This window comes from Hymenobacter cavernae (assembly GCF_014641455.1).
In the GTDB taxonomy this organism is placed as follows: domain Bacteria; phylum Bacteroidota; class Bacteroidia; order Cytophagales; family Hymenobacteraceae; genus Hymenobacter; species Hymenobacter cavernae.
The window spans coordinates 453,533-466,288 of the sequence record NZ_BMHT01000005.1 but is presented as its reverse complement, the minus strand read 5'-3'; the positions used below and the strand labels follow the sequence as shown (position 1 = coordinate 466,288).

15 protein-coding genes are annotated in these 12,756 nt (G+C 54.1%); 3 read left to right on the top strand and 12 right to left on the bottom strand.

Translation table 11 applies throughout. The annotated features are described in order from the left end of the window. Positions 1–5: 5 nt before the first annotated feature. The 3 genes from IEX74_RS15555 to IEX74_RS15545 form a co-directional block, all read right to left on the bottom strand. Positions 6–572, bottom strand: a complete 567-nt coding sequence (locus tag IEX74_RS15555; RefSeq protein ID WP_188814932.1) for an NADH-quinone oxidoreductase subunit C — start codon at positions 570–572, stop codon at positions 6–8. A gap of 93 nt (positions 573–665) precedes the next feature. Continuing rightward, on the bottom strand, positions 666–1,223 hold the full coding sequence (locus tag IEX74_RS15550; protein WP_229755318.1) for an NADH-quinone oxidoreductase subunit B: 558 nt from the start codon (positions 1,221–1,223) through the stop codon (positions 666–668). A gap of 75 nt (positions 1,224–1,298) precedes the next feature. Beyond that, entirely contained in the window at positions 1,299–1,697 is a 399-nt protein-coding gene (locus IEX74_RS15545) for an NADH-quinone oxidoreductase subunit A (protein ID WP_188814931.1), read from the bottom strand. A gap of 129 nt (positions 1,698–1,826) precedes the next feature. Here IEX74_RS15545 and IEX74_RS15540 point away from each other — a divergent pair, with 129 nt between their 5' ends. Further along, entirely contained in the window at positions 1,827–2,420 is a 594-nt protein-coding gene (locus IEX74_RS15540; RefSeq protein WP_188814930.1) for a Uma2 family endonuclease, read from the top strand. A 120-nt stretch (positions 2,421–2,540) separates the two neighbouring features. Here IEX74_RS15540 and pruA read toward each other — a convergent pair whose 3' ends face one another. The 5 genes from pruA to IEX74_RS15515 all read right to left on the bottom strand — a co-directional run bounded on the left by pruA (position 2,541) and on the right by IEX74_RS15515 (position 6,220). Beyond that, positions 2,541–4,211 carry an L-glutamate gamma-semialdehyde dehydrogenase gene (pruA, locus tag IEX74_RS15535; RefSeq protein ID WP_188814929.1) on the bottom strand — a complete coding sequence of 557 codons (1,671 nt, stop codon included), beginning with the start codon at positions 4,209–4,211 and terminating at the stop codon, positions 2,541–2,543. Between the two features lie 92 nt (positions 4,212–4,303). Continuing rightward, the gene (locus IEX74_RS15530) at positions 4,304–4,663 is read right to left on the bottom strand and encodes a hypothetical protein (RefSeq protein ID WP_188814928.1); all 360 of its coding nucleotides are present in this window, start codon (positions 4,661–4,663) and stop codon (positions 4,304–4,306) included. Positions 4,664–4,670: 7 nt separating this feature from the next. Further along, positions 4,671–5,366, bottom strand: a complete 696-nt coding sequence (locus IEX74_RS15525) for a YjjG family noncanonical pyrimidine nucleotidase (protein ID WP_188814927.1) — start codon at positions 5,364–5,366, stop codon at positions 4,671–4,673. Between the two features lie 147 nt (positions 5,367–5,513). Then, complete coding sequence (locus IEX74_RS15520; RefSeq protein ID WP_188814926.1) at positions 5,514–5,828, bottom strand: (2Fe-2S) ferredoxin domain-containing protein; 315 nt, start codon at positions 5,826–5,828, stop codon at positions 5,514–5,516. After that, positions 5,825–6,220: a metalloregulator ArsR/SmtB family transcription factor gene (locus tag IEX74_RS15515; RefSeq protein WP_188814925.1), complete on the bottom strand. Its 396-nt coding sequence runs from the start codon at positions 6,218–6,220 to the stop codon at positions 5,825–5,827. Before IEX74_RS15515 ends, IEX74_RS15520 begins: the two co-directional genes overlap by 4 nt. A 108-nt stretch (positions 6,221–6,328) precedes the next feature. On the opposite strand from IEX74_RS15515, the gene IEX74_RS15510 reads away from it, so the two are divergent. Together IEX74_RS15510 and IEX74_RS15505 are read left to right on the top strand one after the other, a co-directional pair. Then, a complete protein-coding gene (locus IEX74_RS15510) occupies positions 6,329–7,018 on the top strand; it encodes a carboxypeptidase-like regulatory domain-containing protein (protein ID WP_188814924.1) in 690 nt (229 codons plus the stop codon). 189 nt (positions 7,019–7,207) lie between these two features. Next, positions 7,208–8,590, top strand: coding sequence for an NAD(P)/FAD-dependent oxidoreductase (locus tag IEX74_RS15505; protein WP_188814923.1), 1,383 nt, complete (start codon positions 7,208–7,210; stop codon positions 8,588–8,590). Positions 8,591–8,655: 65 nt separating this feature from the next. Here IEX74_RS15505 and IEX74_RS15500 read toward each other — a convergent pair whose 3' ends face one another. From IEX74_RS15500 to IEX74_RS15485, 4 genes are all read right to left on the bottom strand, one after another. After that, a complete protein-coding gene (locus tag IEX74_RS15500) occupies positions 8,656–9,030 on the bottom strand; it encodes a PH domain-containing protein (RefSeq protein ID WP_188814922.1) in 375 nt (124 codons plus the stop codon). A gap of 26 nt (positions 9,031–9,056) precedes the next feature. Further along, positions 9,057–9,542 (bottom strand): hypothetical protein, encoded by a 486-nt coding sequence (locus IEX74_RS15495; RefSeq protein ID WP_188814921.1) that lies wholly within the window; start codon positions 9,540–9,542, stop codon positions 9,057–9,059. A gap of 208 nt (positions 9,543–9,750) precedes the next feature. Beyond that, complete coding sequence (locus IEX74_RS15490) at positions 9,751–10,185, bottom strand: hypothetical protein (RefSeq protein WP_188814920.1); 435 nt, start codon at positions 10,183–10,185, stop codon at positions 9,751–9,753. A 141-nt stretch (positions 10,186–10,326) separates the two neighbouring features. After that, positions 10,327–12,690, bottom strand: coding sequence for a M1 family metallopeptidase (locus IEX74_RS15485; RefSeq protein ID WP_188814919.1), 2,364 nt, complete (start codon positions 12,688–12,690; stop codon positions 10,327–10,329). Positions 12,691–12,756: the final 66 nt, after the last annotated feature.

Sequence of the window (12,756 nt, the reverse complement as noted above, 5' to 3'; positions counted from 1 at the left end):
GACTGCTATCGGCCGAAGAATAAGTCTGTCTTGTCTTCACGGGTACCATCTTCCAGCGGGTATTCTTTGCGCATGGGATGGTAGTCCATGTCTTCCACATTCAGGATGCGGATGAGATTTGGGTGACCAGGGAAGATAATGCCGAAAAAGTCGTAAGCCTCGCGCTCCATCCAATTCGCCGTAGCGTAGATGTCCGTTAGCGTCGGTACCACAGGGTCAGCAATCGGGAAGAAGATCTTCAGGCGCAGCCGCACATTGTGTACAAGGCTGTGCAAGTGATAGATCATACCTAGCTCCTTGCCTTCATGATCAGGATAATGAATCCCGCACATGGTGGTCAGGAAGTTGAGCTGCATTTCCTCATCAGCCTGCAACGTCTCGATGATATCGTGAATCCGCTCCCGCGTAGTTGTCGCCGTGAGCAAGCCGTACGGCTCCTCTACATCGGTAAAGGCATCTTCGCCAAACATCCGGTGCAGGTTAGCCAGCACGCGGGCGTTGGTGAGTTTGTTCGGGTCTTCTTCGGTAACAGCAGCAGATTGGGCCGCAGCTTCTTCGTTCGGGTCAGCCATTTTATGAGCTGTTAGCTATTGGCTGTTAGCTATTAGCTTTCTAAACTGAGCCTTATAACAAAGGCTAACAGCTAACAGCCAATAGCTAACAGCTTATTTTATGTTATAAGATTCCAGCAGCGCTTGGTACTCGGGCGAGTTGCGGCGGCGCATCGATTCGTTACGAGCTAGGTCCTGCACACGCATCAGGCCGTCGAGCACTTGCTCAGGGCGCGGTGGGCAGCCGGGAACGTACACGTCGACCGGGATGATGCGGTCGATGCCTTGCAACACGGAGTAGCTATCGAAGATACCACCCGAACAGGCGCAGGCGCCCATAGCGAGCACCCAGCGGGGCTCGGCCATTTGCTCGTACACTTGCTTCACGATAGGCGCCATTTTTTTGGCAATGGTGCCCATCACCATCAGCAAGTCGGCTTGGCGCGGCGAAAACGACGGGCGCTCGGAGCCGAAGCGCGAGATGTCGTAGTGGGCACCCATGGTCGCCATGAACTCGATGCCGCAGCACGAAGTGGCAAAAGGCAACGGCCACAGCGAGTTAGCACGGGCAATACCAACTACCTTCTCCAGCGAAGTGGCGAAGAAGCCAGCACCTTCGATGCCTTCGGGCGCAGCAACTGTTTTAATTTCGGGAACTCGGATATCGTTCATGAGAGAAGTCGGGTAGGAAGTAAAGACCTATAAAGCCAACACTCGCCAAAAAGTAAAAGTTTGCTAATGTTAGACTTAGGCGTTGGTGCCGGTCCACTTCAGGATGCCCTTCTTGATGACATAAGCAAAACCGGCCATTAGCAGCGTCAAAAACACGATCATCTGCACGAAGCCTTCGGTACCTAGCTGGCGGAAGTTGACTGCCCATGGGTACATAAAGATAACCTCCACGTCGAAGAGGACGAACAGAATAGCCGTGAGGAAGTACTTCACCGAAATCGGCGTGCGGGCGTTGCCCACCGACTCGATGCCGCACTCGAAGGAGCTGTCTTTGACCACGCTCTTGCGCTTTGGGCCTACTAAGTGCGATACGACCATGGCAAACGCCACGAACGCCAGCGCAAAACCTAGCTGCGCCAGGATGGGGAGGTAATCGGAAGGTTGATATTGGGGAGCAGGAACGACAAGTAGCATACGAACTGCGAATAAAGACAAGAAACAAAATCGGAGAAAGGCAAATGTAGCGGTTCAGTCCTTGGGAACAAAGGTTTGCGCTGGCGGTAGCGGAAAGGCTATATTTGAGAGAAAGGAGGACCTGACTTTATGGAACAAAAACAGGCGTTATCCCGGCTTTACACGGTTGAGGAATACCAGGCGTTAGAAGCGACTTCGCCGGAGCGACATGAGTTCTACCGTGGTGAAATTATGGCGATGTCGGGCGGCACTGCCAATCATAACTCTCTTGTGTTGCGTTGTGCTTCTCGTTTGTTGAGTACAGAAGAGAGAGGCTGCCGGGTATTTACCGAAACCGTGCAGCTGGAAGTAGCCGAAGGAGTGCAATACACCTACCCCGATGTGATGGTAACCTACCACGACGAAGATGTGATGGCCGAGCGGACCAGGCGCCACCCAGTGCTACTCATCGAAGTGCTGTCGCCTTCTACTGCCGACCGGGACCGGGTGTGGAAGTTGTTTCGGTACCAGCGCCTGGCTTCCCTACGTCATTACTTGCTTGTTTCTCAGCAGTACCAAGCTGTAGAATGGTTTCACCGGACCGATGAGGGTAGCGACTGGCAGCAAGAATTGCTGACGAAGCCAGAAGAGGCCGTGAAGATTCCGGAACTAGGTACTCAGCTTTTGCTGGCCGATATTTATGCTAGCCTGCGCATTCCGTTGGTGACGGATGATGCCGCTTGAATGTATCCTACCTAGGTAGTAGGTTCCCGCAGAGGTTCGCAGTCTTTTACTGTACTTTCCTAAAACTAAAAAGCCGCTTCAGCATCCTGAAGCGGCTTTTTGGTTAACTCAACCTAGGTTTTAGAATCCGCCTTGGCCAGTCACGTTCAGATCCTCGCCGGTTTCTACGCCCATGAAGGGGTAGCGGTAATCAACCGGCGGCACGAAAGTTTCCTTGATGGCGCGGGCCGAAGTCCAGCGGAGCAGGTTCAGCATGGAGCCGGCTTTGTCGTTGGTGCCGCTGGCGCGGGCGCCACCGAAGGGCTGCTGACCTACGACAGCGCCGGTGGGCTTGTCGTTGATGTAGAAGTTGCCGGCCGCATTCACGAGGCGCTTCGAAGCTAGGTCGATGGCGTAGCGGTCCTGGGAGAAGATGGCGCCGGTGAGGGCGTACGGCGAAGTTGTGTCGATGAGGGTGAGGGTTTCCTCGAATTTGGCATCCTCGTACACGTACATGGTCAGCACAGGGCCGAATAGCTCCTCGCACATGGTCACGTACTTCGGATCTTTCGCCACGATAACCGTTGGCTCAATGAAGTAGCCTTTCGACTTGTCGTGGCCACCGCCGGCAATAATTTCTACGCTGGAGTCAGCTTTGGCTGCATCAATGTAACGGGCTAGCTTGTCGAAAGAGCCTTCGGTGATGACGGCATTGATGAAGTTGCCGAAGTCCTCCACGTCGCCCATCCGGAACGAAGCTAGGTCTGCCTGTACGTAGCCTTTCACCTCCTCGTACATGCTGGCCGGAATATACACCCGCGAAGCCGCCGAGCACTTCTGGCCCTGAAACTCAAACGCGCCGCGCGAAATAGCGGTGGCAACTTGGCGAGGCTGGGCTGATGAGTGCGCGATAATGAAGTCCTTGCCGCCGGTTTCGCCCACGATGCGCGGGTACGTCTTGTACTTGTGAATATTCTGGCCGATGAGGCTCCAGATGTTCTGGAACACACCAGTCGAGCCGGTAAAGTGAATGCCAGCGAAGTCGCGGTGGTTGAATATTACGTCGCCGGCTACTGGACCGTCCACATAAATCAGGTTGATGACGCCGTCGGGCAGGCCGGCTTCGCGGAACAGCTCCATCAGCACGTAGGCCGAGTAGATCTGTGGGTAAGCGGGTTTCCACACCACGACATTGCCCATCATAGCTACTGAAGTAGGCAGATTGCCGGCAATAGAGGTGAAGTTGAACGGCGTGAGGGCAAATACGAAGCCTTCCAGCGGACGGTGCTCCAGGCGGTTCCACATGCCCGGCGCCGACTCCGGCTGCTGCTTGTAGATTTCCTGCATGAAGTACACGTTGTAGCGGAAAAAGTCGATCAGCTCGCACGCCGCGTCGATTTCCGCCTGGTACGCATTCTTACTCTGACCTAGCATTGTCGCCGCGTTCAGACGGGCACGGTAGGGGCCAGCCAGCAGTTCGGCGGCTTTCAGGAAGATACCTGCGCGGTGCTCCCACAGCATCGCCGCCCACTGCTCACGAGCAGCCAAAGCAGCATCAATGGCCTGGGTTACGTGGCTGGCGTCGCCTTCGTGAAACTGACCTAGCTTGTACTGGTGGTCGTGGGGGGGCGAGATGGTGAGCGTGTTATCGGTGCGCACCTCTTGTCCGCCGATGTACATCGGAATATCGAGGTGCTGCTGCTTCAGCTCTTTTAGAGCTTGCTGTAGCTCAGCGCGTTCCTTAGAGCCGGGGGCGTAGCTCTTAACTGGTTCGTTGATCGGGGTGGGAACGTTGAAAAAGCCGTTGGCCATTGTTTTCGGGGTTGGTTGACGGTGAGAGGGTGGAGCAAAGGTAAAATAATGGTCGGCTAGGCGCCCAGATAAAGATTTGCTGCTAAGCCTTCTTAACTATAATAAGGATGTTCTACTCGCCAGGGAGAGTTAAACAAAGTAGGATCTACGTTCAATTCTGCGAGCTGCTGATAGAGTTCATCTTCATTACTAACGTAATAGTGACTTTGGCTCACCAGAGCTAGATCTTCATCACCGTGGGGTTCGTGAATTCTTAGTAATTCAATGTCAAAAACTGTATCACAGATGGAGTATTCATGATTAGGGACAGGAGGCCCAACTGCTTTATATTGGTAGTTAGGAGAAATTTCTATCCACCGTCGATAACGTGCATCAGCAATTGGGATTTCTGCAGCAATCGGAGCCTGAAGCATCACAATCCGATTCCAGACCTTCAAGGGAATCTTCTCCATATAGTCACTACAAAATCGCCTTCAGCTCGCTCAGGCAGCTAATTTCATACGTGATTTGGGCGAAGTGGCGGCGCTTTTCGGGATTGAAATACACCTGGTCGATGCCTGCGTTGAAGGCACCTAGCACGTCGCATTCCAGGTTGTCGCCAATCATCAGGCTTTCGGCGGCGGTAGCATTAGCGCGCTCCAGCGCATGGTCGAAGATGCGGCGGTCGGGCTTCAGGCAGCCGATGTGCTCGGAGGTCACGACCTCCACGAAGTAGTCGGTGAGGCGCGAGGAAGCTAGCTTAGTGTGCTGGATATCCTGGAAGCCATTGGTAATCAAGTGCAGCACGTAGCCTTTGTCGCGCAGGTAGTCGAGCACCTCGTGGGTGTAGGGAAAGACAGCCGACTTGTACGGCAGAATATCCGTGAACTGCGCCGAGATATTCGTGGGCTGCTCTTCCTCGGGCACACCTAGCTTCGTGAGCGTGCGCGTGAAACGAATGTTGCGCAGCGCCTTCTGGTCGATCTTGTTGGCTTGGTAAAGCCGCCACAAGGCATGATTTACTTCGCTGTAGCGCGCAATAAATGTGTCAACGGAGAAATCATAGCGACCTAGGTCGTGCAGCTCGAACAAGGTGCGCAGCGTTTCATCGGCGTTTTTCTCAAAATCCCAAAGCGTGTGGTCGAGGTCGAAGAAGAGGTGGCGGTAGGCTTTCAATGATCAGTAATCAATTAACAATGAACAATCTGTAGGAACGCGCCGTGGCGCGTTCGGCGCGTGAACATCCCCGTTGAACGACTTGCGGATGATGGAAGTAATACACCACACGACAACGTTCAACGCCGAACGCGCCGTGGCGCGTTCCTACAGCAGCAGGCGCGTAACTACTTGCCCGGCACCTAGGTGGTCGTGCACGATGTCGGCCGCGTCGCCGGGTTTTACGTCACCGTAGAAAACGCCTTCCGGGTAAACCACTACGGCCGCCCCAGAGCCTTTTTTACAATGTTTGCACACATCCAGGCAGTTGCAGGTTTGCACGCGGTTCTTGTGCTTCTCGCCATCCGCAAAGACGGATTTCAGGTGCTGCTTCTTCAGCTCCTTTTTCAGCGCTTTGGCCAGGTCTTCGCCAACACCGCTTTTCTGGTTGGTGCAGACGAAAAGATGATGGTCAAGTTTCATAGAGGCGCGGTGCCGGTCCAGCGGCGGTTTTGGAGCTTGTACGCGGCCAGCTCCCGATTCGACCACAGCGTTTTGTAGATCTGCTGATCGTGCATGAGCTGCGGATCGCGCTCCATAAAGGCCAGGAGCTGTTGAACCAGATCAGCGGTTTCTTCCTTCAGGAAATAGAATATCCAGTTGTCGAGCCGGCGAAAGCTCACGAGACCAGCGTTTTTGAGGTACAAGAGTTGGCGCGAGGTTTTCGTTTGGGTGAAGTCCAGCACCTGTTCCAGGTCAGAAATGCACATTTCCTGATTGCGCCACAGCAGATGCAGGATGCGCACCCGCGACTCGTCGCCGAACGCTTTAAATACTTGCTGGCCGAATGCAACGGTAAAGTGTTTCAGGCGCATCTTTTAGCGAAACGCAGGCGGAAAGGCCGCTCTAGCGTCAACAAATTTACGGTAAAGCGGCCGGCACCCCCCGAAAGAGCCGTATTATTGTAATCTATCCTACCCAGTATGCTTGGTTTTGTTCGATTTCGTTTGTTTACAGCGGGGTTCGTACTCGCGCTAACCATAGTGCTGCTAGGCCTAGGTGCGCCCGCAAAAGCTCAGGGCCAGCGGGCCGTGGTGCAGTTCACCGGCATCGTGGCCACCGGCGACAGTCTGTTAGGAGTGCCGGGCGCTTCCATCTTCGTTCCGAAGGCGGGTCGTGGCACGGCTACCAACGAATACGGCTACTTTTCGCTGCCCGTGTTGGCCGGTGATAGTATCATCATTCGCTCATTGGGCTACCGCAATCAGACGGTTGTTATTCCGGCCAACTACACCCGTCAGAGCTATTCCGTGATTGTGCAGCTCAAGGAAGACGCGACGATTCTGCCCGAAGTGCGCATCTTCCCGTACGCCACCGAAAAGGAGTTTAAAGAAGCATTCCTAGCGCTCCGATTGCCGAAAGAGCGCGGCTCCCGCGCCGCCGACAATCTCAACCCCGAGATTATGCAGCGCATCTTCAACAACGCGCCGGTCACGAGCATGGGCAACTACCGCCAGACCATGCAGTTGCAGCAAAACGACTACAACCGCCGCATGGGCACGGCGCCGTCGCAGTACACTTCCAACCCGCTGCTCAATCCCTTTAGTTGGCTACAGTTGATCAACCAGGTCAAAAACGGCGACTTCAAAAAGAAAGATAATAGCGACGACTAAGCACACCAACACAACGCCCAGCTTCCACTGGGCGTTGTTGTTTTAGAAAGCTAGGTTCACAGTATCGTCCTTAGTCAGGGTGTGGGCTTTATTGGAAAAAGGTCAAGCGTCGCAGATTTGAGCAACCAGTCCAATGATTTGTAGGTAAGGGTATTGGAACACTAGCGCCGCATTTTCTCTCGAACTAGTATGGATGCCAATATTCCGGTTTCTTCTCATCCGCGCATCGTCATTATCGGGTGCGGGTTTGGTGGTTTGCGCTTAGCTAAAGAACTGCGCGACGCTCCCGTGCAAGTAGTTGTTATCGACCGCAACAACTACCATAAGTTTCAGCCGCTGCTCTACCAGGTAGCTACCGGCGCGCTGGAGGCCGACAGTATTGCCTATCCAATTCGCAAGATTTTCGCCGGGCAAAAGAATTTCTTCTATCGCATGGCCGACGTGCAGCACATCGACTCGGCGCGCAACATAGTAGTAACCAGCGTGGGCGAAATCCAATACGATCATCTGGTGCTGGCTACCGGCTCTCTGACCAATTTCTTCGGAAATGACAGCATCGAGAAGAATAGTATGCAGATCAAGAGCATTCCGAATGCCTTGAACCTGAGGAGCTTTATCTTCCAGAACTTCGAGAAGGCCTTACTTGCGCAAAGCGGGGAGCAGTATCAGGCACTAATGAATATCGTGGTGGTAGGCGGCGGCGCAACGGGCGTTGAAATCAGCGGCTCACTGGCCGAGATGCGCAAGCACGTACTGCCGAAAGACTACCCGGAGCTGAATCTGGAGCACATGCAGATCTTTCTGCTGGAAGCAGGACCAGCGGTGCTGAAGCCCATGTCGAAGAAGTCGCAGCAAGACGCGCAACGCTACCTGGAAGAGCTAGGTGTGAAGATTAGGCTGAACACCCGCGTGAAGCGCTTCGAAGATTGCCGCGTTTACTACACCGACACCGAATACATCCCGACCGAAAACCTAATTTGGGCGGCTGGGGTGAACGGGGCTGAAGTGCCCGGCCTGCCGCCCGAAGTCGTGACGCGTAACAAGCGTATCAACGTGAATAGCTGGAATCGGGTAGTAGGCTTCGAGAATATTTATGCCATCGGCGATGTAGCTAACATGTTGACCGACGAGATGCCGGAAGGCTTGCCAATGCTCGCGCCCGTGGCTCAGCAGCAGGGCGTGCACCTAGGTAAGAACTTCAAGCGCATCCTCAAAGGGCAGCCACCGCTCGATTTCAAGTATTTCAACAAAGGCGTGATGGCCATTGTGAGCCGCAACAAAGCCGTCGTCGATTTGCCCAAAGACGTGCATTTCAACGGCATCTTTGGCTGGTTTACGTGGCTGTTCGTGCACCTGATGACGTTGGTTGGCTTCCGCAACAAAGTCGTGGCCTTCGCCGACTGGGCCATTGGCTACTTCAGCTCCGATCAGGCGCTACGCCTGATTATTCGCCCCTTCAGTCGCAAAGACATGAAGGACGACAAAGGCAAAAAAACCGCAGAACGGCAAGTAGCCACTCCCGAGTACAACCCCACACCGCCTGCTATCCAGACGCCGATAGAGGTGAAATAGTGAAGGAGTGAGTCTGCTTCACTAGCAGTAAAAACTCACCATCTCACTACTCCACCATCTCACCTTCACAGCGCGTGCTCACCTAGGGTGCGGTACACGTCGTAGATGCTAGTATCGTTGCGGAAGGTAAAGCCAAGCGGCTCAACCTGGCCGCGTACCCAGATTTTTAGCTCCGCTTCCAGGTCGAAGTGGCCGGTGGTTTCCATCGAAAACCGCTCGATGCTGCGGTACGGAACACTCAGGTATTCGACTTTCTTGCCGGTTACGCCTTGCTTATTCACCAGAATCAGCCGCTTGTTGGTGAAGATGAGCTGGTCGCGGAAAATGGCGTAGGCTTTTTGGATCTGTTCGCCCGCACCCAGCACGCGGGTAAGCTCTTGTTGCAACGATTGCGCGTCGCTTTCGGACGCATTGCCGAGGAGGCTGTCGAGAATTCCCATGTGGTGGAGTTATTTAAGAACCAGAGCTATTCGTGACGGGTGCCTTTCTTACTTAGTAAGTCAAGCTTATTGTTGTGTAAACTGTAAATAAACAACGAATCGGCACATTTGAACTTGCTCAATTCTTCATCAAGTGGCCAGCAAGTGTTTTGCTTAACTTTGATAAGAAAGCTCTGATTTTCTGACGGACGTATTTCTGCTGTTCGCACGTAAGTGTCACCCGCGTCGCCAAATGTCTCGGCTACTTCACATTCTGATTCTAATTGACCAGTGCGGCTATTTAACACAAATAGCTTGATTTTACTGGATACATATACACTTGGAACACGAGTCAAGAGGCCGATTCGTTCTTCTGGCAAATTGAGTTTTGCTACCGCAAATACATCACTGCCGTTTTCTGAATAAAGCCGCTCGGGAAATAGATCAAGAAGATGGCTAGGAATTGGTATCCCATTAGCAACAGAATCTTTTATCTCTGGGTCAGCTTCAACGCGCTCGGTAGAGAGTTTCAAGGGTAAAGCCCTTACAGGGTATAAAGCAATCAGTTGATGCAATTTAATTTGTGTTGAGTCAATTGCGGGCCTAGGTGACTGCTTTGTGGTAGTATGTACCTTTTTCCCAACGTGACTTTGACAGTTACACAGCCCATAAGTTAGAATAAAGGCTGCGAGTATAGAGTAAATGCGCATCTGTAATAAGCAAAGCAGCTCGGTAAAGAGCTTAATCCTCCGTGCGCGTAGTAGCACAGGCGGTTTCCGAGATATTCGTCAGAATCACCTGCGGCGCGTCGTACCAGTGCACGTTGGCCATGCAGTAATTATGAACCAGCTCCTTATCCTTCGCTTTGCGCACATCGAAGAACAGTTGCTGACCGCGGGTAATGCCGCTCGGCAAGGCCACGAAGGTTTCAACTACATTGGCGTAAGCAGTGCCCGTCGTGTCGCCCGCGCCCGCCAGCACCGCACCGCCGTCGCCCCTGAATACCACGCTGGTACCTAGGGGTACATTGGTATCTAACTGAATAAGATAAGCCCCGTCGCAGGTGGTGCCGAGCACGATGCCGTTGACGCACTGCGGCGCAATAACTTCTTCTTCGCAGCTGGTAAGATTAGTTAGAAATAAAGCACTGAGGCAGTACAGAGCTAGTTTTTTCATAAAAGTGGAAGGAGAATAGCGTGTAGGGCAACTACTAGATTCTAGCTGGGGCAGATTGGTTGCATGAATAAAAAAGAAGAACCCGACAGCACTTAGCTATCGGGTTCTTAATATTAACATTAAATAATACTTGCTGCGGAATTAATTCGTGCCGCCACTGGTGCTGCCGGTGCCGTTTGCTTTTTTCTCCGGGTTAGCAGCACTTGACTGCTGCTGCATGGGGTTCGGAACGGCTTGCTGCTGCTGCTGAAACAGCTCGAAGCGCGACGGAGCTAGCTTACGCGGGAAGCTGTTGTTGCTCAGGTCGGTGTCGGCGGTTTGCAGGTAGGGGTCGAGGGTGAAGGCAACTACGGGCTTCTCCGTCACGAAGACTTTCGTCACTTCTTCGTTGTTCTTACGCCAGATCTCAGCCGGAATGTTCACTAGTTCCTGCTTGCCATCTTCGTAGGTCATCTGTACGATAACGGGCATCACCAAGCCACCTAGGTTGCGCAGGTTCACCTCGTAGAACTGCAAGCCATTATTGAGGCGTTTCTGCTGATCGGCGTTCAACGTCTTGACATACTGCTGATAACGGGCACGGTCGGCGTCGGTGGTAGCGGTGGGGTCGTAGTTGTTGTAGAAGTCCTTCAACTCGGGCTTCTCATCTACCAGCGTCTTTTGCAGGTCGGTGAGGTTGCGCTGCTGCGTAATGGTTTTGGGCGCCGCGTTGAGCATATCGCGCTTGCGGGCATTCTCGATTTCGGGGTTCTTCGAATCCACCGTGTACCACTTCACGCCTTCAATGCTGAGGTCGGTGTGGTCGGTGCCGTAGAACCAGCCGCGCCAGAACCAGTCGAGGTCGACGCCCGAAGCGTCTTCCATCGTGCGGAAGAAATCGGCCGGCTGCGGGTGCTTGTAGGCCCAACGCGTGGCGTATTCCTTGAAAGCGTAGTCGAACAGTTGCCGGCCCATCACAGTTTCGCGCAGCACGTTGAGCGCAGTAGCGGGCTTGCCGTAGGCGTTATTACCTAGCTGCAACACCGACTCCGAGTTGGTCATGATCGAGTTTTGCAGGTTCTTGTCCATGCTCATGTAAGGCACGATGTTCTTCGGTTCGCCGCGGCGCGAAGGATAGTCGCGCTGCCATTCTTGCTCCGTCAGGAACTGCACAAAGCTGTTCAAGCCTTCGTCCATCCAGGTCCACTGGCGCTCATCGGAGTTGATGATCATGGGGAAGAAGTTGTGGCCGACTTCGTGAATAATCACCGAAATCATCCCGTACTTCCGCTCCGCCGAGTAGGTGCCGTCTTTCTCTGGGCGGCCGCCGTTGAAGCAGATCATCGGGTACTCCATGCCGCCCACCGGACCGTGCACCGAAATAGCTACGGGGTACTCATACGGAATGGTGAACTTCGAATAGGTCTTGATCGTGTGGGCTACCACCTGCGTCGAGTACTGGCCCCACAATGGGTTGCCTTCCTTCGGGTAGTAGCTCATGCACAGCACGTTCTTGCCGCCCTGCTTGATACCTAGGGCATCCCAGATAAACTTGCGGGAGCTGCACCAAGCGAAGTCGCGCACGTTCTTGGCGGCATACGTCCAGGTTTTGGTGCCTTTGGCGCGGCTGCCTTCGGCCTTCACGGCTTCGTCTTGCGTCACGATAACGACCGGCTTCTTGGCCCCAACAGCGCCGGCCAGGCGCTTGCGCTGGGTGGCGGTCAGCACCTGGTCGGGGTTCTGCAAGGTGCCGGTCGCGCCCACGACGTGGTCGGCGGGAGCGGTGATGCTCACGCGGTAGTCGCCGAATGGCAGCGTAAACTCGCCCTGACCTAGGAATTGCTTTTGCTGCCAGCCCTGATTGTCGGAGTACACGGCCATGCGCGGGTAGAACTGCGCGATTTCGTAGAGGTAGTTCTTGTCCTCCGGGAAATACTCGTAGCCCGACCGCTCGCTGATCTTGAGCTGGTCGTTGATGTTGTAGTGCCACGCCATGCTGAACGTCACGGACTGCTTCGGCCGCAACGGCGTGGGCAGGTCGATGCGCATCATGGTGTGGTTGATGGTGTAGGGCAGATCTTTGCCGCCTTTCATCTTCACCGATTCAATTTTGAAACCACCGTCGAAGTCCGACTTCATCAGGTAGTCCATGGCCTGGAACGTCATCTTCTCCTGCACCTTGGCTACCTGCGTAGCGGTAGTTATCGAGTTCTTATCCAGAATGTTCTGGTCGAGCTGCACCCACAGGTAAGTCAGTACGTCGGGCGAGAGGTTGGTGTAGGTGATGTCCTCCGAGCCGGTGATGGCCTGCTTGTCGTCGTCGAGCTTCACGCGGATGTTGTAATCGGCACGCTGCTGCCAGTAGGCGTGACCGGGGGCACCGCTGGCGGTGCGGTACTCGTTGGGCGTCGGCAGCAGGGTTTCGAGCTGCGCGAACTTGTCGGTGCCCGAGTTGGTGGTCTGGGCCCGCAACGGCGTAGCGGCCAGCCCGGCGGCACCGACTGCTAACAGTAAGTATTTCAGCATAATAAAGAAGGTATTTCGAGGCAGAAAGAAAACAAATATACAAAGCTTGCCTCCATAACGTGCCTA

Bases quoted from the DNA above. Each gene is read 5' to 3' on its own strand.
- IEX74_RS15555 (WP_188814932.1), bottom strand. From the start codon at position 572: ATGGCTGACCCGAACGAAGAAGCTGCGGCCCAATCTGCTGCTGTTACC.
- IEX74_RS15550 (WP_229755318.1), bottom strand. From the start codon at position 1,223: ATGAACGATATCCGAGTTCCCGAAATTAAAACAGTTGCTGCGCCCGAA.
- IEX74_RS15545 (WP_188814931.1), bottom strand. From the start codon at position 1,697: ATGCTACTTGTCGTTCCTGCTCCCCAATATCAACCTTCCGATTACCTC.
- IEX74_RS15540 (WP_188814930.1), top strand. From the start codon at position 1,827: ATGGAACAAAAACAGGCGTTATCCCGGCTTTACACGGTTGAGGAATAC.
- pruA (WP_188814929.1), bottom strand. From the start codon at position 4,211: ATGGCCAACGGCTTTTTCAACGTTCCCACCCCGATCAACGAACCAGTT.
- IEX74_RS15530 (WP_188814928.1), bottom strand. From the start codon at position 4,663: ATGGAGAAGATTCCCTTGAAGGTCTGGAATCGGATTGTGATGCTTCAG.
- IEX74_RS15520 (WP_188814926.1), bottom strand. From the start codon at position 5,828: ATGAAACTTGACCATCATCTTTTCGTCTGCACCAACCAGAAAAGCGGT.
- IEX74_RS15515 (WP_188814925.1), bottom strand. From the start codon at position 6,220: ATGCGCCTGAAACACTTTACCGTTGCATTCGGCCAGCAAGTATTTAAA.
- IEX74_RS15510 (WP_188814924.1), top strand. From the start codon at position 6,329: ATGCTTGGTTTTGTTCGATTTCGTTTGTTTACAGCGGGGTTCGTACTC.
- IEX74_RS15505 (WP_188814923.1), top strand. From the start codon at position 7,208: ATGGATGCCAATATTCCGGTTTCTTCTCATCCGCGCATCGTCATTATC.
- IEX74_RS15500 (WP_188814922.1), bottom strand. From the start codon at position 9,030: ATGGGAATTCTCGACAGCCTCCTCGGCAATGCGTCCGAAAGCGACGCG.
- IEX74_RS15490 (WP_188814920.1), bottom strand. From the start codon at position 10,185: ATGAAAAAACTAGCTCTGTACTGCCTCAGTGCTTTATTTCTAACTAAT.
- IEX74_RS15485 (WP_188814919.1), bottom strand. From the start codon at position 12,690: ATGCTGAAATACTTACTGTTAGCAGTCGGTGCCGCCGGGCTGGCCGCT.